Source organism: Streptomyces sp. NPDC001858, from assembly GCF_053594615.1.
On sequence record NZ_JBSFEV010000011.1, the window covers coordinates 1 to 18,958 of the forward strand.

The 18,958-nt window shown below is 74.1% G+C and carries 19 protein-coding genes; 10 read left to right on the top strand and 9 right to left on the bottom strand.

The window, feature by feature from the left end:
* Positions 1 to 291 precede the first annotated feature (291 nt).
* Positions 292 to 1,272, top strand: coding sequence for a fibronectin type III domain-containing protein (locus ACWCPF_RS17950; protein ID WP_451045986.1), 981 nt, complete (start codon positions 292 to 294; stop codon positions 1,270 to 1,272).
* 170 nt (positions 1,273 to 1,442) lie between these two features.
* The gene (locus ACWCPF_RS17955) at positions 1,443 to 1,982 is read left to right on the top strand and encodes a hypothetical protein (RefSeq protein ID WP_451045987.1); all 540 of its coding nucleotides are present in this window, start codon (positions 1,443 to 1,445) and stop codon (positions 1,980 to 1,982) included.
* 46 nt (positions 1,983 to 2,028) lie between these two features.
* Here ACWCPF_RS17955 and ACWCPF_RS17960 read toward each other — a convergent pair whose 3' ends face one another.
* The 4 genes from ACWCPF_RS17960 to ACWCPF_RS17975 form a co-directional block, all read right to left on the bottom strand.
* Entirely contained in the window at positions 2,029 to 2,577 is a 549-nt protein-coding gene (locus tag ACWCPF_RS17960) for a PadR family transcriptional regulator (protein ID WP_451045988.1), read from the bottom strand.
* A 44-nt stretch (positions 2,578 to 2,621) separates the two neighbouring features.
* Positions 2,622 to 4,637, bottom strand: a complete 2,016-nt coding sequence (locus ACWCPF_RS17965; protein ID WP_451045989.1) for an oxidoreductase — start codon at positions 4,635 to 4,637, stop codon at positions 2,622 to 2,624.
* A gap of 99 nt (positions 4,638 to 4,736) precedes the next feature.
* Positions 4,737 to 5,105: a hypothetical protein gene (locus ACWCPF_RS17970; protein WP_451045990.1), complete on the bottom strand. Its 369-nt coding sequence runs from the start codon at positions 5,103 to 5,105 to the stop codon at positions 4,737 to 4,739.
* A 103-nt stretch (positions 5,106 to 5,208) separates the two neighbouring features.
* Positions 5,209 to 6,093 (bottom strand): hypothetical protein, encoded by an 885-nt coding sequence (locus ACWCPF_RS17975; RefSeq protein WP_451045991.1) that lies wholly within the window; start codon positions 6,091 to 6,093, stop codon positions 5,209 to 5,211.
* Positions 6,094 to 6,339: 246 nt separating this feature from the next.
* On the opposite strand from ACWCPF_RS17975, the gene ACWCPF_RS17980 reads away from it, so the two are divergent.
* Positions 6,340 to 8,406, top strand: a complete 2,067-nt coding sequence (locus tag ACWCPF_RS17980) for a SpoIIE family protein phosphatase (RefSeq protein WP_451045992.1) — start codon at positions 6,340 to 6,342, stop codon at positions 8,404 to 8,406.
* Between the two features lie 144 nt (positions 8,407 to 8,550).
* A complete protein-coding gene (locus tag ACWCPF_RS17985; protein ID WP_451045993.1) occupies positions 8,551 to 9,246 on the top strand; it encodes a hypothetical protein in 696 nt (231 codons plus the stop codon).
* Here the strand turns inward: ACWCPF_RS17985 and ACWCPF_RS17990 are convergent.
* Positions 9,239 to 10,078 (bottom strand): putative protein N(5)-glutamine methyltransferase, encoded by an 840-nt coding sequence (locus ACWCPF_RS17990; RefSeq protein WP_451045994.1) that lies wholly within the window; start codon positions 10,076 to 10,078, stop codon positions 9,239 to 9,241. The genes ACWCPF_RS17985 and ACWCPF_RS17990 overlap by 8 nt on opposite strands.
* A gap of 274 nt (positions 10,079 to 10,352) precedes the next feature.
* Between ACWCPF_RS17990 and ACWCPF_RS17995 the strand changes: the two genes are divergently transcribed.
* Positions 10,353 to 10,793, top strand: a complete 441-nt coding sequence (locus ACWCPF_RS17995; protein ID WP_451045995.1) for a MarR family winged helix-turn-helix transcriptional regulator — start codon at positions 10,353 to 10,355, stop codon at positions 10,791 to 10,793.
* On the opposite strand, the gene ACWCPF_RS18000 is transcribed toward ACWCPF_RS17995, so the two are convergent.
* Both ACWCPF_RS18000 and ACWCPF_RS18005 read right to left on the bottom strand, forming a co-directional pair.
* On the bottom strand, positions 10,754 to 11,515 hold the full coding sequence (locus ACWCPF_RS18000) for a GNAT family N-acetyltransferase (RefSeq protein ID WP_451045996.1): 762 nt from the start codon (positions 11,513 to 11,515) through the stop codon (positions 10,754 to 10,756). The two genes, ACWCPF_RS17995 and ACWCPF_RS18000, sit on opposite strands and share 40 nt — an antisense overlap.
* Positions 11,512 to 12,444: an NADP-dependent oxidoreductase gene (locus tag ACWCPF_RS18005; protein ID WP_451045997.1), complete on the bottom strand. Its 933-nt coding sequence runs from the start codon at positions 12,442 to 12,444 to the stop codon at positions 11,512 to 11,514. The genes ACWCPF_RS18000 and ACWCPF_RS18005 overlap by 4 nt, the downstream gene beginning before the upstream one ends.
* A 207-nt stretch (positions 12,445 to 12,651) precedes the next feature.
* On the opposite strand from ACWCPF_RS18005, the gene ACWCPF_RS18010 reads away from it, so the two are divergent.
* From ACWCPF_RS18010 to ACWCPF_RS18030, 5 genes are all read left to right on the top strand, one after another.
* Positions 12,652 to 13,257, top strand: a complete 606-nt coding sequence (locus tag ACWCPF_RS18010) for a sulfite oxidase-like oxidoreductase (protein ID WP_451045998.1) — start codon at positions 12,652 to 12,654, stop codon at positions 13,255 to 13,257.
* Entirely contained in the window at positions 13,250 to 14,035 is a 786-nt protein-coding gene (locus ACWCPF_RS18015) for a ferredoxin reductase (protein WP_451045999.1), read from the top strand. The genes ACWCPF_RS18010 and ACWCPF_RS18015 overlap by 8 nt, the downstream gene beginning before the upstream one ends.
* Before the next feature lie 135 nt (positions 14,036 to 14,170).
* Positions 14,171 to 14,758: an Rv1733c family protein gene (locus tag ACWCPF_RS18020; protein WP_451046000.1), complete on the top strand. Its 588-nt coding sequence runs from the start codon at positions 14,171 to 14,173 to the stop codon at positions 14,756 to 14,758.
* Between the two features lie 105 nt (positions 14,759 to 14,863).
* Positions 14,864 to 15,832, top strand: coding sequence for an acetylxylan esterase (locus ACWCPF_RS18025; protein WP_451046001.1), 969 nt, complete (start codon positions 14,864 to 14,866; stop codon positions 15,830 to 15,832).
* A gap of 126 nt (positions 15,833 to 15,958) precedes the next feature.
* A complete protein-coding gene (locus ACWCPF_RS18030) occupies positions 15,959 to 17,125 on the top strand; it encodes a serine hydrolase domain-containing protein (RefSeq protein WP_451046002.1) in 1,167 nt (388 codons plus the stop codon).
* Positions 17,126 to 17,156: 31 nt separating this feature from the next.
* Here the strand turns inward: ACWCPF_RS18030 and ACWCPF_RS18035 are convergent, their stop codons facing one another.
* Positions 17,157 to 17,882: a class I SAM-dependent methyltransferase gene (locus tag ACWCPF_RS18035; protein ID WP_451046003.1), complete on the bottom strand. Its 726-nt coding sequence runs from the start codon at positions 17,880 to 17,882 to the stop codon at positions 17,157 to 17,159.
* Positions 17,883 to 17,967: 85 nt separating this feature from the next.
* Positions 17,968 to 18,879 (bottom strand): hypothetical protein, encoded by a 912-nt coding sequence (locus tag ACWCPF_RS18040; protein WP_451046004.1) that lies wholly within the window; start codon positions 18,877 to 18,879, stop codon positions 17,968 to 17,970.
* Positions 18,880 to 18,958 lie beyond the last annotated feature (79 nt).

An 18,958-nucleotide genomic window follows, 5' to 3' on the forward strand; every position in this document is an offset into this window, starting at 1 on the left:
AGGTGCCCCGCTGTCTGGACGCGGACACCGGCAGCTCGGGCCGGACGATCCAGGTCTGGACGTGCGCGAGCACCGGCAACCAGAGCTCCGGGCCCCGGGCCACTCCGCCGGCGCGGGAACAGCGACGACAGCGGTCCGCGCCACCGGCCTGAACTCATGAGCACGCAGGTTGAGTTCGGCCGCGAGGACCTTCAGCATACGGGCCGCCCGCCCTCTTGATGTGCTCGCGCCACCACGGCATATTGGTCCGGACCATTGCCGCCGTGCCGGGCCGGGAGGCGAGGCGAAGCCGTGCGACGCGTTGCGCTGTGGATCGGGGTGTGGGCGCTGGTGGCGGCCCTGGCGTGCGGGTGCGCCGCGAGCGCCGCCGACGACGGAGGTGGGCCCGGCGCTCCGACGGGGGTCACCGCGGAGGCCGGCAGCGCGACGAGCGTGCACGTGATGTGGAACGCGGTCGCCGCGCATCCGGCCGTCGACGCGTACGAGGTGTACCGCGGCGGCACGAAGGTCGGCGACGTTCCGGGCTCCGCGCGCATGCTGGACGTCGTCCGCCTGTCGCCCGCCACGAGTTACGTGTTCACCGTGCGGGCCCGTGACGCCGAGGGGCGGCTCGGGCCGCGCAGCCGGGAGGTGCGGGCCACGACGCCGGCGGCCGGGGCGGCGGACTCCTCGGCCCCGACCGCGCCGGGCGGGGTGACCGGCCGGGCCGTCGGGAGCCGGGCCGTCCAGCTGTCCTGGTCGGCGTCGACGGACGACGTCAAGGTCGTGTCGTACGACGTCCAGCAGGGCGGTGTGAAGATCCACAGCGTCGGCGGGGGCCAGACGGCGACGGTGGTCACGGGGCTGCGGCCGGGCACGCGCTACTCGTTCACCGTCCGGGCCCGGGACGCGGCCGACAACGCCTCGCCCGCCGGTCCGCCGGTGCGCGTCACCACCGAGCCGGGCGCGGACGAGGGGTCGGACACCGCGCCGGCCGACTTCCGGGCCGCCGCTCACCTCGCCGACGGCGCCTACTACATCGACCTGTCCTGGGTGCCGCCGCGGGTGGACGGCGTGGTCGCCGAGTACCAGATCCAGCTCGACGGACAGCCGGCCACCTCGCTGGTGTGGGGCGGGAACCCGCCCGCGGGGAGGGCGACCTACAGCTTCTACGCGGGGCGGGAGGACGAGGCGGGGGCCCGGCATCGCGTGCGGCTGCGGGCCCGGCTGCCGGACGGCACATGGGGCGCCTTCTCGGCGGAGCGGACGGTGACCACCGGCGCCGGCCGGTGACGGCTCCCGCATGGGCCGTCCGATGGAATCCGTCACCTGCCCGGTCGCGGTCCGCATGCGGGCCGGGGCCGGGGCACGTTGGCTGCGCCTTGAGGGCAGCACGGGCGTACCCGACCCCTCGGCGGCGCAAGGGATGTACCGCTGACCGTGCCGCCGCCGGAGGACGTCCGATGCGCATTCCCCGTTTTCTCGTCCGCTCAGGACTGACCTTGGCAGCCGCCGCCGCGCTGCCCCTCGCACTGGCCCCCGGGCCGGCCGCCGCCCGGATCTCGGGCATCTCCGTCAGCACGACCGGCTCCACGGTGTCGGTGGTGACCAGCGCCTGCACGCTGCTCAACGGCAGCTGGGGCACGGCGGCGCTGCTGGCCAGCGGCCAGGCGAGCTTCGCCCAGGGGCGTCAGGTGGCGCTGTCCGGGACGACCGCCGGCCAGTCCGCGGCCTGGTCGGGCGTCTCCCCGGGCACGTACACCGTCGTCGTCATGTGCTCCAACGGCAACACCGCGGGCACCCAGTCCGTGATCGTCTCGGCTCCGTCCACGCCGACGATCTCGGCGACGGCCTCGCCCTCGCGCGGGGTCATGGGCGGTCTCGGCGGCGCGGCCCGGGACGTCGGCCCCGTCACCATGGGGGTCGGCGGCGCGCTGGTGGGGGCGGGCGTCATCACGGCGGCCTGGTTCCTGCGCCGCCGCTCGAAGCCGTACCGGCTCTGAGCAGCGCCCTGAGGGGGCGCGGGGCGCTGACATCTGCGCGGAGCGCTCAGTCGCCCGGGTCCGCCACCGTGGGCAGGCCCTCCAGGGCCTCGGTGAGCCACTGGGTCCAGAAGGTCTCCAGCTCGATGCCCGCGCGCAGGACCAGGTGCTGCAGCCTGGCCTGCGCGCTCTCGTCGCCCGGCGGGAAGTCGCGCTTCTCGATCTCCTCGTACTCGGTCAACTGCCGTCGGTGCAGCTTGAGATGGCGGCGCAGGTCGGCCTCCAGACCCGCGGTGCCGACGACGGCCGCGGCGCGCAGCCGCAGCAGCATGGCGTCGCGGTGCGGCTTGGGGTCCTGGGCGGCCGCCGTCCAGCGGGCGAGTTCGGCGCGGCCCGCGGGCAGGACCTCGTAGGCCTTCTTCTGGCCGCGGGCCGGCGCCTCGGTCGGCAGGGCGCGGATCTGGCCGTCGGCCTCCAGTCGTCCCAGCTCGCGATAGATCTGCTGGTGCGTCGCCGACCAGAAGTAGCCGATCGACCTGTCGAACCGGCGGGTCAGCTCCAGCCCGGACGAGGGCCGCTCGAGCAGGGCGGTGAGGATCGCGTGCGGGAGTGACATGCCAGCCATCCTAAGGACGCGCCCGGACGGTCCACGACGACGCTTTACAGCGCCGCCGCCAGCTCAGTGCCCTGCTGGATCGCGCGCTTGGCGTCCAGTTCGGCCGCGACGTCGGCGCCGCCGATGAGGTGTGCCTCGGCGCCCGCGGCGACCAGCGCGTCGTACAGCTCCCGGCGCGGGTCCTGGCCGGTGCACAGCACGACGGTGTCGACCTCCAGGACGGTGCTCTGCCCGCCGACGGTGACATGCAGTCCGGCGTCGTCGATGCGGTCGTAGCGCACCCCCGGGACCATGCGCACGCCCCGGTGCTTGAGCTCGGCGCGGTGGATCCAGCCGGTGGTCTTGCCGAGGCCCGAGCCGACCTTGGTCGTCCTGCGCTGCAGGAGGTGGACCGTGCGCGGCGGGGCGGGGCGTTCGGGGGCCGCGAGTCCGCCGGGGGCCCGGTAGTCGAGGTCGACGCCCCACTGGCGGAAGTAGGCCGCCGGGTCCTCGTGCGCCTTGTCGCCGCCGTCGGTGAGGAACTCGGCGACGTCGAAGCCGATGCCGCCCGCGCCGAGGATCGCGACCCGGTCGCCGACGGGCACCTTGTCGCGCAGGACGTCGAGATAGCCGACGACGCTCGGGTGGTCGACGCCGGGGATGTCGGGGGTGCGCGGGACGACGCCGGTGGCGACGACGACCTCGTCGTAGTCCACCAGGTCGCCCGCCGCCACGCGCGTGTCGAGGCGGACGTCCACGCCGTGCTCGTCGAGCCGGTGGCGGAAGTAGCGCAGGGTCTCGTCGAACTCCTGCTTGCCGGGGACCTGGCGGGCGACGTTGAGCTGGCCGCCGACCTCGCCGGCCGCGTCGTACAGCGTGACCTCGTGGCCGCGCTCGGCCGCGGACACCGCGCAGGCGAGTCCGGCGGGTCCCGCGCCCACCACGGCGACGCGTTTGCGCAGCCGGGTCGGGGCGAGGACCAGCTCGGTCTCGTGGCAGGCGCGCGGGTTGACCAGGCAGGAGGTGATCTTCCCGCTGAAGGTGTGGTCGAGGCAGGCCTGGTTGCAGCCGATGCAGGTGTTGATGGCCTCGGGCCGGCCCGCCGCGGCCTTGGCCACGAACTCGGGGTCGGCGAGCATCGGGCGGGCCATCGACACCATGTCCGCGCAGCCCTCGGCGAGCAACTGCTCGGCGAGTTCGGGGGTGTTGATGCGGTTGGTGGTGACGAGCGGCACGGAGACCGCGCCCATGAGCTTCTTCGTCACCCAGGTGTAGGCGCCGCGCGGCACCGAGGTGGCGATGGTGGGGATCCGGGCCTCGTGCCAGCCGATGCCGGTGTTGATGATGGTCGCGCCGGCCGCTTCGACGGCTCGGGCGAGGGTGACGACCTCGTCGAGCGTGGAGCCGCCGGGCACGAGGTCCAGCATGGACAGCCGGTAGACGACGATGAAGTCCGCGCCGACCGCCTCGCGCACCCGCCGGACGATCTCGACCGGGAAGCGCATCCGGTGCGCGTAGGAGCCGCCCCAGCGGTCGGTGCGGTGGTTGGTCTGCGCGGCGATGAACTCGTTGATGAGATAGCCCTCGGAGCCCATGATCTCGACGCCGTCGTAGCCGGCCTGGCGGGCGAGGCGGGCGGTGCGGGCGTAGTCGTCGATCGTGCGCTCGACGTCGGCGTCGGTGAGCTCGCGGGGCGGGAAGGGGCTGATGGGGGCCTGGAGGGGGCTCGGGGCGACCAGGTCCGCGTGGTAGGCGTAGCGGCCGAAGTGCAGGATCTGCAGCGCGATCCGGCCGCCCTCGCGGTGCACCGCGTCGGTGATCGTCCGGTGCTGCTCGGCCTCCGCGTCGGTGGTGAGCTTGGCGCCGCCCTCGTAGGGCCGGCCCTCGTCGTTGGGGGCGATGCCGCCCGTGACGATGAGCCCCACTCCGCCGCGGGCCCGGGCGGCGTAGAACGCGGCCATGCGCTCGAAGCCGCGCTCGGCCTCCTCCAGGCCGACGTGCATCGAGCCCATCAGGACGCGGTTCGGCAGCGTGGTGAAGCCCAGGTCGAGCGGGCTCAGCAGGTGGGGGTATCGGCTCATGGCGGCCTCCGTGCGCGGCATTGGTCGCCCTCAGTTCTAGAGGACCGCGCACGGGTTGTGCAACTAGTTGCACAATCGGATCCCGGACTGTGCCGCAGGTCACCGGCTTTCGAGCAGCACGTGCAGTTCGCGTTCCTGGTCCCCGGAGGCGGAGGCGAGGTCGCGCACCGCGAACAGGGAGTCCAGCGTGATGCGCAGCCGCTCGATCGCCCAGTAGCCGCCCTGCGCGTCGGCCTCCACGGAGGACGAGAGCCGGGCGGGCGGCGGGCACGCACGGGCGTCGGTGACCTCGAAGGTGCCGAGCCACACCATCGGCCGGGTCTCATGGAGCTGCTGCGGCGCCTCGTCGGCGCCCCGGTCGGACTCGAAGCACGTGTTCAGCGCGTCGAACACGATCCGGGCGTCCTCCTTGGTGCATCCACTGATCTCGAGGGAGACGGGCTCCTCGTGCAGACGCTCACGATCCATCGTGGTCGCTCCTCTCGTGGCGGCGGCGCGCCTCGGCGGGTTCCCCGCGAGCCGCGCCACAACCCCAGAAAAGCACCACTGGCCGCGCGGGACCAGTGAGGGCTCAGTTCTTGGTGAACCGATATGTCTTGCTGTCCGTCAGCACACAGAAGCCGGGCGAGACGACGATCACCCGCAGGGTGCCGGTGCGGCGGTCGTAGTCGATGCCCTCCGCCTCGAAGGCGCCCGAGCAGGAGCTGCGCAGCGGGAGCTGCCGCAGGGCCGTGACATGGCCGGTGACGTCGGAGGCGCCGTTCGGCTCGGCGGAGAGGTCGATCTGCAGAAGGGGCTTGGTGACGCCGAAGAGCGTGCCGGCCGGGTCGTCGGAGGAGCACAGCAGGGTGGTCGGGCCGGTGAAGTCGCAGCCCTGGACATCCCGGACGGCGTGGTCGAGGCGGACGGTGGAGACCTGCGGCAGGTTCGCCGAGGGGGAGGTGGCGGGGTTGGCGCCGGGGGTCGGGAAGACGAGAAGCCGGGTCATGGTGCCGTACTCCCCCGACAGCATCCAGCGGCTGTTCGGCGTGATCGCCACCCAGGAGTTGTTCAGGGCCTCGCCGGAGCCCAGCGCGTGGACGTACTCCGACCAGCCGCCGCCGGGGGCCTGCACGCGGTACATCTTCGCGGCGCCCGAGTCGCTCTGGTAGGGCTCCACGTAGTAGCCGTCGTAGGAGGCGTCCGGGTCGCCGACGTGGTTCCAGCCCCGGCTGGACACGGAGAGCGGGATGGTGCCGATGCCGGTGTAGCGGTTGCCGCTGTTCGCCGGGACCTCGACCGACGTCAGCCCCTGGCTCTCGGTCAACGGGTCGGCGCGGTCGGATCCGACCTCGGTCAAGGTGTCGGCGGCCGCGGCGGGCGGAGCCGCCGAGAGGGCGGTGACGGCGGCGACGGCCAGCGCGAGTAACGCGGTGCGGGCCGCGGAGGGACGGCTGCGGGCAGGGCGCAGGGACATGGGGCTCCTCGTCGAGGGGGAGGTGGGGGCGCGCTCGGCGGACAGTCTGGCCTTCCGTGATAGTCATGTACAGACCAATCCGGATCAACAGCGGTGGACCCTGAGGAGAACGGCGTGCAACGCCGTACCGGAGGAGCATGAAGAAGGACGCCCAAGGCGTGGGAGAAACGGGTTGAGCACGGTAGAACAGGGGGAGTCGGCACGGGGGACGGCGTGCCGCGGCGACATGCGGAGGCGGTGCGTGGCATGAGTGCAGCCGGATCGTCCGCAGCCGAGGGCGGTGGCCCCACCGGGCCGAGCTGGCTGCTGGACGTGCTGAGCGTGGCCTCGGTGGTGCTCGACACCGACGGCCACATCGTGCTGTGGAGCCCCCAGGCCGAGGAGTTGTTCGGCTATTCGGCGCAGGAGGCGCTGGGCCGGTACGCGGCCCGGGTGATGGTGCACGAGCGGCACGTCGACCTCGTCGTGAAACTCTTCGCGGACGTCATGGCCACCGGCCAGAGCTGGGCCGGGGCGTTCCCCGTCCGGCGCAAGGACGGCACCACCCGGCTGGTGGAGTTCCGCAACATGCGGCTCCTGGACGACCAGGGCGGGATCTACGCCCTCGGTCTCGCCGCCGACCAGACGACGGTGCACCGGCTGGAGCGGGACGTCGCCCTGTCCACCCGGATGGTCGAGCAGTCGCCGATCGGTCTCGCCGTCCTCGACACCGAGCTGCGGTTCGTGTCGGTCAACCCCGCGCTGGCCCGGATCAACGGGCTGCCGGCCGGGGAGCACCTCGGCCGGCGGGTCCGCGAGCTGCTGCCCCGGCTGGACACCGAGACCCTGGACGCCGCCGCCCTCGAAGTGCTGCGCACCGGGGTGCCGCTCGTCGCCTGGCACACGGTCGGACGCACCGCCGCCTCCCCGGACGACGACCACGCCTGGTCGGTGTCCATGTACCGCCTGGAGGACGGCCGGGGCACGGTCCTGGGCCTGGCCGCGTCGGTCGCGGACATCACCGACCAGCACCGGGCGGCCGTCGAGGCGGAGGCGGCGCGCCGCCGGCTGACGCTGATCGCCGACGCCTCGGCCCGCATCGGCACCACCCTGGACCTGGAACGCACGGCCTGCGAACTGGCCGACGTGGCGGTGCCGGAGCTGGCCGACGTCGCCGCGGTGGATCTGCTCGACGCGGTGGTGGCGGGCCGCCGGACCAGCCTCGGGCCCGCCGAATCGGCCGTGATCCGCGCCCTGGCGGTGCGGGCCGACGACGAGCCGGACGCGCTGGCGGCGGCCGACGAGCTCGGACAGGTGGCCCGCTACGCGCCCGACCGGCTCGTCACCGAGTGCGTGCGCTCGGGCCGGCCGATCATGGTCGCGCAGGTCAAGAACGAGGACCTCGGACGCATCGCCCGCTCCCCGGAGGCGGCCCGGCTGCTGGCCCGGGCCGGCGTGCACTCCTATCTGGCCGTGCCGCTCATCGCGCGCGGCGAGGTGCTGGGCGCCCTGGACCTCAAACGGACCCGCAACCCCCTGCCGTTCGGCCGCGACGACCTGCTGCTCGCCCGTGAGCTGGCGGCCCGCGCGGCCGTCCAGATCGACAACGCGCGCTGGTACCAGAACGCCCGCACCACCGCGCTCACCCTCCAGCGCAGCCTGCTGCCGAGCCATCCGCCCGTCACCGGCGGGCTCGAGGTCGCCTCCCGCTACCAGCCCGCGGGCGCCACGACCGAGGTGGGCGGCGACTGGTTCGACGTCATCCCGCTGGAGGACGGCAAGACCGCGCTCGTCGTCGGCGACGTCATGGGCAGCGGCATCGACGCCGCCGCCGCGATGGGCCGGCTGCGCACCGCGACGACCACGCTGGCCTCCCTCGGGCTGGATCCGGCGGTCCTGCTGGAGCATCTCGACCGGATCACCCAGGGCCTCGACCACTCCATCGCCACCTGCGTGTACGCCGTCCACGACCCACGGCTGGGGAGCTGCCGGATCGCCAACGCCGGGCATCTGCCGCCGGCCCGGGTGCGGCCGGGCCGTCCGCCGGAGCTGCTCGACCTGCCCACCGGTGCGCCGCTGGGCGTGGGCGGGGTGGCGTTCTCCACGACCGAGGTGGACTTCACCCCCGGCGACCAGCTCCTGCTGTATACCGACGGGCTCGTCGAGACCCGCACGGACTCCCTCGACGCACGGCTGGACGCGCTGCTGGCGCTGCTGGACGATCCGGTGCGGCCGCTGGAGGAGCTGTGCGACCTGCTGCTGGAGGCGTTGCACCACCCCGCCAACCACGACGACGTGGCCCTGCTGGTGGCGCGGGCGCTGACCCGGGACTGAGCCGGGGCCGAGCCGGGCCGAGCCGGACGCGCCCCCCGCGCCCCGATTCACAGGCTTTTGTTACCGCTTCCTTACCGCGCGCCTCGGACAATCACAGTGAGGCGTGGCAGCGGCGGCGCCCGGAGTGGGCGAGGAGGGTGAGCCGTGACGCAGGAGCCGGAAAGGCCGCACGAGGTGGAACTGCTCTCGGGATCGGTCGGCGAGGCGGACGAGGGGCAAGAGCGCGCCGATCTGCGCGCGCTGTGGCATCGCCGGTCGGCGCGCGGGCGGGCGGTGATCGCGGCCACGACCGTCGCCGTCCTGGCGCTCGGCGGCACGGTGGCGTACGCGGCGACGTCGACCGGCTCCGACGGCGGCTCGCCGTCGGCGGCGCCGTCCGCGTCCGCCCCCGAGGGGCCGGGCGAACGGCACGGAAAGGGCGGCCCGTGGCTGGGGCTCGGCGGGGGCGCGGCGCACGGCGAGGCCACCGTCAAGGACCCCGACACCGGGGACTGGGTGGTCCGCGTCTGGCAGCGCGGCACCGTCGAGAAGGCGGCCGGCGACCAGGTCACCGTCAAGAGCGAGGACGGCGCCTCGTGGACCTGGACGGTGGGTCCGGACGCCTCCGTCTCCCGCAAGGGCGCCTCAGGCTCCGCCGCCGACCCGCCGAAGAAGGGCGACACGGTGTACGTGGTCGGCACCCGGTCCGGCGACACGAACACGGCCGACCGGCTGCTGTCCGGGACCTTCGACGACCGGGGCAAGGAGAACCGGCGCGGCGGTTTCCCGGGGCACGGCCCGTGGAACCGGGGCGGCGACGAACGCTCCCCCGACCCCACGGGCAGCGGCGCCGCTACCTGACGCCGCTCGCCGCCCCGGTCCCGACGAGCACATGGGCGCAGCGCTCCTCGTCCTCGGCGACCCGCACCGCGAGACCGGCCCGGGTGAACGCCTCGACGGCGGCCGGGATCTGGCGTTCGCCGGTCTCGACGAGGAGGCAGCCGCCGGGGGCGAGCCAGTGCGGGGCCTCGGCGGCGACCCGGCGCAGCACGTCGAGTCCGTCGCCGCCGCCGTCGAGGGCGGTGAGCGGCTCGTGTTCGCGGGCCTCGGCCGGCAGCAGGGGCACCTCGTCGGTGGGGACGTAGGGGACGTTGGCGGCCAGGATGTCGACGCGGCCCCGCAGCCGGCCGGGCAGCGCCTCGAACAGGTCGCCCCGGTAGGCGTGTCCCGCGTAGTCGGCGACGTTGCGCCCGGCGCAGCGCACCGCGACCGGGTCGATGTCCGCGGCGTGCAGTTCGACCGGTCCGAGGGACGCGGCGAGGGCGGCGCCGACCGCGCCCGAGCCGCAGCACAGGTCGACGACCACGCGGGCGTGCGGAGCGGCGGCGAGGGCCTGGTCGACGAGGAACTCGGTGCGGCGGCGGGGCACGAAGACGCCGGGCTCGACGGTGATGCGCAGACCGTGGAACTCGGCCCAGCCGACGACGTGTTCGAGGGGCAGGCCCGACGCGCGGCGTTCCACCATGGCGGCGGCCTCGTCGGGAGTCCGGGCGGCGGTGCGGATCAACTCCGCCTCGTCCTCCGCGAAGACGCATCCGGCGGCGCGCAGCGCGGCGACATGGGCGTCGAACGCAAAGGAGCCGAACGACAGGTCGTCGGACGAAAACGGTGAAGAACTGGAAAGTGGAGGCATGAAGCCGAGAAGCCTTTCGAATGCCGAAGGGCGCTCTCGCGGTCTCCTACGGGCGGCGGCCCACGCCGCCACGGGAGGAGAGCACCCGACCTGACACTGCGGTAATGGGTCTCACCCCCTCGGCCTCGCGCGACTGGGGACCTCCGCAGCCGGACGGCAACACTACCCCAACGATCAGATGCTCTTCGTAGTTTCCCGCTGTCCGTCCCGCACTCCCGGCCCGTCGAGTTGTACGGTGCAACCAGGTGAGCGGGGAAGCAGTGAGGGAGTGCCGGTGGAGGCAGCCGAGGCCGTGGAGACGATCCAGCGGGAGATGACGGCCTTCGCGCGGCGGGCCCGCGCCTCGGCGGGCCGTCTGCATCCCGAGCTGTCGCTGGTGTCCTACACGCTCCTCGGGCATCTGGAGGAGAGCGGCGGCTGCCGGGCCACCGACCTCGCCGCGCACTACGCGCTGGACAAGTCGACGGTCAGCCGGCAGGTCGCCGCCCTGGAGCGCGCCGCCCTGATCGAGCGGCGGCAGGACCCCGAGGACCACCGCGTCCAGCTCCTCCACCTCACCGCGGCCGGACGCCGCGTCCTGGCCCAGGTCACCGAGAGCCGCCGCGCGGCCTTCCGGGAGCGGCTGGCCGAGTGGCCGGCGGAGGATCTGGAGCGGTTCGCGCAGTGCCTGGTGCGCTACAACGCGTGGACCGGCCCCGCCTCCGAGGCCGACTGACTCCGGCGTGCCGCCCCTTCCGGAACCCGGGCCGCCAGGAACGTCGTGCCGCGGCGCAGCCGGAAGCCCAGCGCCTCGTAGAGGCGGATGGCGTTGACATTGCCGGCGGAGGTGTGGAGGAAGGGCGTCTCGCCGCGTTCGCGGATGCCGTGGGCGACGGCGAGGACCAGCCGGGTCGCCAGGCCCTCGCCGCGGAAGGCGGGGTCGGTGCAGACCGCGCTGATCTCGGTCCAGCCGGGCGGGTGGAGCCGCTCGCCGGCCATGGCGACGAGCGCGCCGTCGCGGCGGATGCCGAGGTAGGCGCCGAGCTCGATGGTGCGGGCCTCGAAGGGCCCCGGCTGGGTGCGGGCGATCAGATCGAGGATCTCGGGCACGTCGGCGGGGCCGAGCCGGATCGCCTCCGGGTCGGGGGCGGCGGCCAGCCCGTCGTCGACGAACTGCACGCCCGCCATCCGGAAGGTGACCTCCCAGCCGTCCGGGATCTCCCCCTCGAACCCGGCCAACGCGACCTGCTCGCCGGGTCCGGCGAGCGCGGCGAGGTCCGCCCAGTCGTCCGCGTCCGGCTCGTCGGGCAGCGCCAGCCAGGGCGAGACGTCGACGGGATACCGCAGCACCCGCCCCCGCCGCTCGGCGAAGTGGGCGTGCGGCCCGGTGAGGGCGGCGCGGGCGGGGTTGTCGAGCACGTGCGGGGGCTCGACGAGGGGCGACTCGGCGGCGCTCATATGTTCGTTCCGATCTCCAGGACGACCTTGCCGCGGGTGTGGCCGTTCTCTACCTCGCGCAAGGCCTCGCCCGCCCGTTCCAGCGGGAAGGTGCGGGTGACGTGCGGGTTCAGGTCGCCGCGGACGACCAGCTCCGCGACCGCCCGCAGGACGGCCGCGTCGCGGGCGCGGGCCACCCGGGCGCCGCCGAGCCGCTCGGCCTCCTCGGCCGGGGCTCCGGCGGTGATCAGGCGGGCGGGGTCCCGCACCAGGGCCGCCGCCGCGTGCAGCACCTCGCCGCCGACGAGGTCGTAGACGCCGTCGACGCCGTCCGGGGCCGCCAGGCGGGCGGTCTGCGCCCAGTCAGGGCCGGACGGCACGTGCACGGCGCCCAGCGATTCGAGGAAGTCCTTCTTGCCCTCGCTCGCGACGCCCAGGACGCGCAGTCCGAGGGCGTGGGCGATCTGCACGACGGCGACGCCGACTCCGCCGCCCGCGCCGGTGACCAGCAGCGTCGACCCGGTCGGCAGGCCGAGCTGATGGACGCCGTCGTAGGCGGTCGCGGCGGCCACCGGCAGGGTGGCGGCGTCGGTGAAGGACAGCTCGGCGGGCTTGTGCGCGGTGATGCCGGCCGCCAGCAGCGCGTACTCGGCGTAGCCGCCCGCGACCGCGGTGCCGAACACCTCGTCGCCGGGCGCGAACCCGGTGACGTCCTCGCCGGTCTCCGCCACGACGCCGGCCACCTCGTTGCCCAGGACCGAGGGGAACACGCGCTCGGCGCTCTCGCCGGGGCGCCGGTAGCCCGTGCGCTGCTTCCAGTCGACGGGGTTCACCCCCGCCGCGCGCACCGCGACGAGCACCTCGCCGGGCCCGGGCCGGGGCCGCTCCAGGTCGACGAGCGCCTCCGTCTCCGGGCCTCCGTACCGGGTGAACACGTACGCCTTCGGCATCTGCTCCCACTCTCCTTCGCCGGTGCCGGACCGCTGGATCGCCGATCCGGAACGACACGTCCAAGGGCCGCGGGCCGACGGCTATTCCCGGCCGGCGGGAGTGTTCATACGGCCTTAATGATCGACGGACGGCCCCGGTGCGGAGCATCGCCGGCTTGCACGTACGGTTGACTGCGTCACCCGTCCACCCCCTGACGCTGGAACCCCATGAACGTCACCCGAGGCTTCACCGGCCGCCCGCGCGTCGTCGATCCGGGGCTGCCCCCCGGCCAGTACGACGCGGGCGACGACTGGCCCGTGCTGTCCGCCGAGGTCACCCCCGACCTCACGCCCGCCGACTGGACCTTCCGCGTCGACGGGCTGGTCGAGACGCCCCGCTCCTGGGACTGGGACGAGGCGCACACGCTGCCGGAGTCCGCGTACGAGGGCGACATCCACTGCGTGACCAGCTGGTCGAAGTTCGGGGTGCGGTTCGGGGGCGTGTCCCTGGACGCGTTCCTGGCGGCCGTGCGGCCCCTGCCGTCCGCGACCCATGCCGTGGCGTACTCGCACACCGGGTACACGACCAACCTGCCCCTCGCCGACCTGACCGGGGGGCGGGCCTGGATCGCCTGGGACTACGACGGCAAGCCCCTCGCGGCCGAGCACGGCGGTCCGGCGCGGCTGCTGGTGCCGCACCTGTACTTCTGGAAGAGCGCCAAGTGGATCGCGGGCCTGCGCCTCCTCGACCACGACGAGCCGGGCTTCTGGGAGCAGAACGGCTACCACGCGCGGGGCAACCCCTGGGAGGAGCAGAGGTACTCCGGTGACTGAGACCCTCGCCGCCCCCACCCCCTCCGACGGGGCCTTCACGCCCCTGACCCGGTTCGCCGTGCCGGGCCGGATCGCCGTGAGCAACCGCGCCGCCGCCGTGTGGCAGACGGCGACGCTCACCGAGATCCGCCGCGAGACCCCGCACGCGGCCACCTTCCGGTTCGCGGTGCCCGCCTGGGCGGGCCATCTGCCGGGCCAGCACCTGATGCTGCGGCTGATCGCCCCCGACGGCTACACCGCCCAGCGGCACTACTCGATCGCCTCCGCGCCCGACGAGGACGGGCACATCGAGCTGACCCTCGACCAGGTGGACGGCGGCGAGGTCTCCGGCTGGTTCCACGCCGTCGCGCAGCCCGGTGACGAGGTCGAGCTGCGCGGCCCGCTCAGCGGCTTCTTCGCCTGGCCCGGCGACCGGCCCGCGCTGCTGATCGGGGCCGGCTCCGGGGTCGTCCCGCTGATGTCGATGGTCCGTCACCACCGGGCGCGCGGTCTCGACGTGCCGCTGCGGCTGCTGGTGTCCGCGCGCGGTCCCGAGGAGCTGATCTACGGGCGGGAGTACGGCGCGGAGACGACGCCCGTGTTCACCCGGAGCGCCCCGGCGGGCGTGCGCGTGGGACGGCTCGCCGCCGAGCACGTGGCCCCGCTGCTCGCCGAGCGGCCCGCGGGCGGCTGGGAGGCGTACGTGTGCGGCTCGAACGCCTTCGCCGAGCACGCCTCGCGGCTGCTGGTCGAGGCCGGACAGCCGGTGGACCGCATCCGGATCGAACGCTTCGGCTGACCGCCCCGGGGCCGCCCTCGCCGCCCCGAAGCACCGCCCCGAAGGGCCGTCGCGCACGATGCGTGAAACGATGTACTCCGAACGGGGTACGACCCTCATGAGGGCACTCGTACGCGTGACGGCGAGGAGGTCGACATGCGAATCCGGGTGCGCGACCGGCGCTGGCGGGACAATCCGCTGCTGCGCCGGTCCGATGTCTTGGAGGCGTGGACGGCGCTCGTCGTCGCCGTGCTGCTGCTGGTCGCCGTGCCGCTGGCGGGGGCGCTGGTCGGCCTGTGGGCCCATGACGACGCGCAGACGGTCGCGGACCGGCAGCGCGCCGAACGCCACCGGGTACGGGCCGAGGTCGTCGGCAAGGTTCCCGACACCCTGCCCACCGCGGAAGGCGTCCGCGGACAGACGTACCGCGTGAGCGTGCGCTGGACGCCGCCCGGCGAGAAGGCCCGGACCACCACCGCGCGGGTTCCCGAGGGCACGCAGCGGGGCGACACCGTGGACGTCTGGTTCGACGACCGGGGCCGGAGCGTGGCGGCGCCGCCGAGCGACACGATGGTGTGGCAGCACACGCTCACCATGGCGACCTGCGCGGCCGGCGGGGCGACCGCCGTGCTGCTGCTCGGGCACACCGTCGTCCGGCGGACGGCGATGCGGCACCGGCTGGACGAGTGGGAGCGGGAATGGGCCCGCACCGAGCCGCAGTGGACCCGGCGCCGGCCCGCTTGAGGCTTCTGATCAGGCTCTGCGGCTCCCGATGGGGGTCTGGCGAGGGCTCCCGCCGCCCACGTACGGTGTGATCATTCGTACGGGCACTCAGCAAAGGCGGTCCGCATGCCCCTGTTCGACCTGTCCCTCGAAGAGCTCCACGAGTACCGCAGCGCCTCCACCGAGCCCGAGGACTTCGACGCCTTCTGGTCCAAGACCCTCCAGGAAGCACGCGAGCACGATCTGGACGCCCGCTTCGAGCCGGTCGACACGGGGCTGGCCACGGTGCAGGTGTACGACGTGACCTTCGCCGGGTTCGGCGGCCACCCGGTGAAGGGCTGGCTGACGCTGCCGGCCGGGGCCGCGGAACCGCTGCCGCTGGTCGTGCAGTTCGTGGGCTACGGCGGGGGCCGCGGGCTGCCGCACGAGCACCTGCTGTGGGCGTCGACGGGCCGCGCGCACTTCGTCATGGACACCCGCGGCCAGGGCAGCGCGTGGGGCGGCGGGGGCGGCACCGCGGATCCGGTGGGCGGCGCGCCCTCCTACCCCGGGTTCATGACCCGGGGCATCGACGCCCCCGAGAACTACTACTACCGCCGGGTGTTCACGGACGCGGTGCGCGCGGTCGAGGCGGCCCGCTCCCACCCGCTGACGGACGCCTCGCGGACCGCGGCCCTCGGCGCGAGTCAGGGCGGCGGCATCACGCTCGCCGTGGGCGGTCTGATGCCGGACCTGGCGGCGATCGCCCCGGATGTGCCGTTCCTGTGCGACTTCCCGCGCGCGGCGACGCTGACGGACCGTCACCCGTACCGCGAGATCGGCCTGTTCCTCAAGACGCACCGCGGCCGCACCCAGGACGCCCTGCGCACGCTCTCCTATTTCGACGCCGTGCACTTCGCCTCGCGCGGCTCGGCCCCGGCGCTGTTCTCGGCGGCCCTGGAGGACCAGACCTGCCCGCCGTCGACCGTGTTCGCCGCCTTCAACGCCTGGGCGCACGAGGACAAGGCGATCGAGGTGTACGACTTCAACGACCACGAGGGCGGCGGCCCCTACCAGGAGGCGGTCAAGCTGCGCTGGCTGCGCTCCTACGCCTGAGCGGCGCGCGACGTCGGGCGACGCTGGGCGACGCCGGGCGGCTTCCCTGCGGTCCGACCAGTCGGTATGTTCGGGGTGCCCGGGTCGCAGCGTCGCGGTCGGGTCCCGGCGGACCACGGAGGCCCCATGTCCGAGCACGCGCCACAGGTTCACGGCCACTGCGACCCGCGGTTCGCCGCGGTGCGCACGGCCTTCGAGGAGAACTTCCGGGACGGCGGCGAGCTGGGCGCCGCGGTCGCCGTCACGGTCGACGGCGCGCCGGTGGTCGATCTGTGGGGCGGCTGGGCCGACGCGGCGCGCACGCGCGCGTGGGAGCGCGACACGCTGGTCAACGTGTGGTCCACGACGAAGGGCCCGACGGCGCTGTGCGCGCACATCCTCGCCGACCGCGGGCTGCTCGACCTCGACGCGCCGGTGGCCGTGTACTGGCCGGAGTTCGCCGCGGCGGGCAAGGAGCGGGTGCTCGTGCGGCACCTGCTGTCCCACCGCGCGGGCCTGGCCGGGCTGCGCGAGCCGCACTCGCCGGCGCAGCTCTACGACTGGGAGCTGACCGTCGCGCGCCTCGCCGCCACGGAGCCCTGGTGGGAGCCGGGCACCCGGTCCGGCTATCACGCCTTCACCTACGGCTTCCTGGTCGGGGAGGTCGTGCGCAGGGTGTCCGGGCTGCTGCCGGGGGCCTTCCTGGCGCGGGAGGTGACCGGTCCGCTGGGCGTCGACTTCACCATCGGGCTGCCGGCGAAGGAGGCCGGGCGGGCCGCCGAGCTGGTGCATCCGCCGATCGGCTCGGCCAGTGAACAGGCGGCGGTCTTCCGCCAGTTGACGCCCGCCGCCCTCGCGGCGCTGGCCAACCCCGTGGTCGGCGCGACCGAGGCCAACTCGCCGCAGTGGCGGGCGGCGGAGATCCCGGCCGCCAACGGCCACGGCACCGCGCGGGCCGTCGCCGCGCTCTACGGCGTCTTCGCCGGCCGGGGCTCCTACGACGGCCGGCGCGTCCTCTCCCCGGAGGCGGCCGAGCGGGTGCGCGAGGGGCAGGGCGGCTGCCGGGACCTCGTCCTGGGCGCCGGGCTCGGGCACGAGACGGAGATCGGGCTCGGGCTGTGGCTGAGCGGCCCCGCGCAATCGTACGGACCCAATCCGCGCGCCTTCGGGCACGACGGCTTCGGCGGCTCCTGCGGGCTCGCCGATCCGGAGGCGGGGGTGTCGCTCGGGTACGTGATGAACCGGATGGGGCCGCACATCGCCGACGACCCGCGGAAGAAGGCGCTGGTCGACGCCCTGTACAGCGCGCTCTGAGCACCGGCGGGGGTTGTCCCGGGGTTGCCGCTCAGTCGGTCCGCCGCGCCTCGACCAGCCGCACCCGTGGGCTTCCGTCGCTCCGCGTGCCGAACTCGGGCAGGGCGCGGAGGTCCACCCGGAATCCGGCGCGTTCCAGTTCGCGCCGGACCTCGCCGAGCCGGAAGGCCCGGTAGTACATCACGAACGGCGGCCGCCACACGGCGTTGCGCACCCGCATCACGGCGTCGAAGCCCAGGAGCATCCAGAAGGCCGGGCCGGACGGCCGGGGCGGGGCGATGACGGGGAACGCGAAGGATCCGCCCGGCCGCAGCACGCCGTGCACCTGGGCGAACAGACCCGGCAGCTCGCGCGGCAGGAAGTGCCCGAACGCGCCGAAGCTGACGACGAGGTCGAAGCGGGGCGCGAAGGGCAGGGCGCGAGCGTCCGCCCGGACCCAGGACACCCGCGGTCCGGCCGGACGGTCCCGGCGGCGCGCCTCGTCGAGCATGCCCGCGCTGAAGTCGACCCCGGTGACGCTGCTGCGGCACACGGTGGCCAGGACGTCGACCCCGGCGCCCGTGCCGCAGCACAGGTCCAGGCCGTCCTCGTACGGCCCGGACTCCTTGAGCGCGGCGGTGACCGCGTCCAGGACCGACTCCGGGGTGCGGAACGGCGTGTGGTCGAACTTCGGCGCGAGGAGGTCGTAGCCGTGCTCGACGGACGACAGGGCCTGGACGGCGAGCTCGCGCAGGGTGGGACCTTCGGGACTGAACATCCGTGCCACCTTACGGCGGTCCGCCGCCCCGGGACCACGAGGGCTCGGCGGGAGGCGGAGGCCGGTCGGGCTCCGCCTCCCGGGGTCAGACGACGGTGAGGGTCAGGGCGCCCGTGTAGGTCGTGCCCGGGGTGAGGGCCGTCGGCGTGCCGTCGACGGTCAGGGTCACCGCCTTGCCGCGCGGCGCCCGCACGGCCGCGTCGGCGGCCAGGGTCAGCGAGGTCAGGTACGAGGTCCCGGTGACCGTCCAGACGGAGCCGCTCACCAGCCGGACGATCGCGCCGTTGTTGACGGCGGGCCGCACGGTGTTGGTGACGATGCCCAGCTCGTAGAAGGTCGAGGCGTCGATCGACGCCACCCGGTGCGCGGTCTTCGTCGCCGAGATCACGCCCCTGACCGTCGAGCCCGCGAAGGTGAGGACCATGTTCTTGCCGTTGCGCATGCCGTTGTAGAAGTCGCCCACGAGGTCGATGTCGGTGAAGGCGGCCGAGCCGTCGGCGGTGTGGGCGGCGGTGACGTCGAAGGAGGCGTTCTTGACCGGGTCGGTCGTGGGCTCGGTGTAGACGCCGACGTTCATCATCTCGCCGTCGACGTCGACCGGGCCCGGGTCGTCCAGCTCGATCATCTGGAGGATGACGCCGTCGCGCGGGTTGAGCCGGGCGCCGCCCGAGCCGTCGACGGTGACGGCGGTCTGCTGGCCCTTGTTGAGGAAGGTGGCCCGCGCGGAGTTGATCACCGTGCCGCCGTCGAGGGTGAGCGTGCCCGCGCCGAAGAACATATAGCCGAAGTGACCCGAGTTCACGACGGTGTTGCGGACCGGCAGCGCCGCAAACTCGGCCTTGGTGAGCCCGAGTTCGAGTTCGGTGTTCAGCGCGGCGACGGCCGCGCGGGTGCTGTCGCCGTAGTGCACGACGGCGGCCGGGCCCGCGATGATGGTCGCATAGCTGCCGACGTCGAACCGCGAGCCGAGGACGCGTACGGTGGCGTCGCCAGCCATCCCGGAACCCGATGCCTCGGATCGCACGGCCGCCTGAAGGGGCGCGGGGAACTGCGCGACCAGCCACGACGGCGCCGCA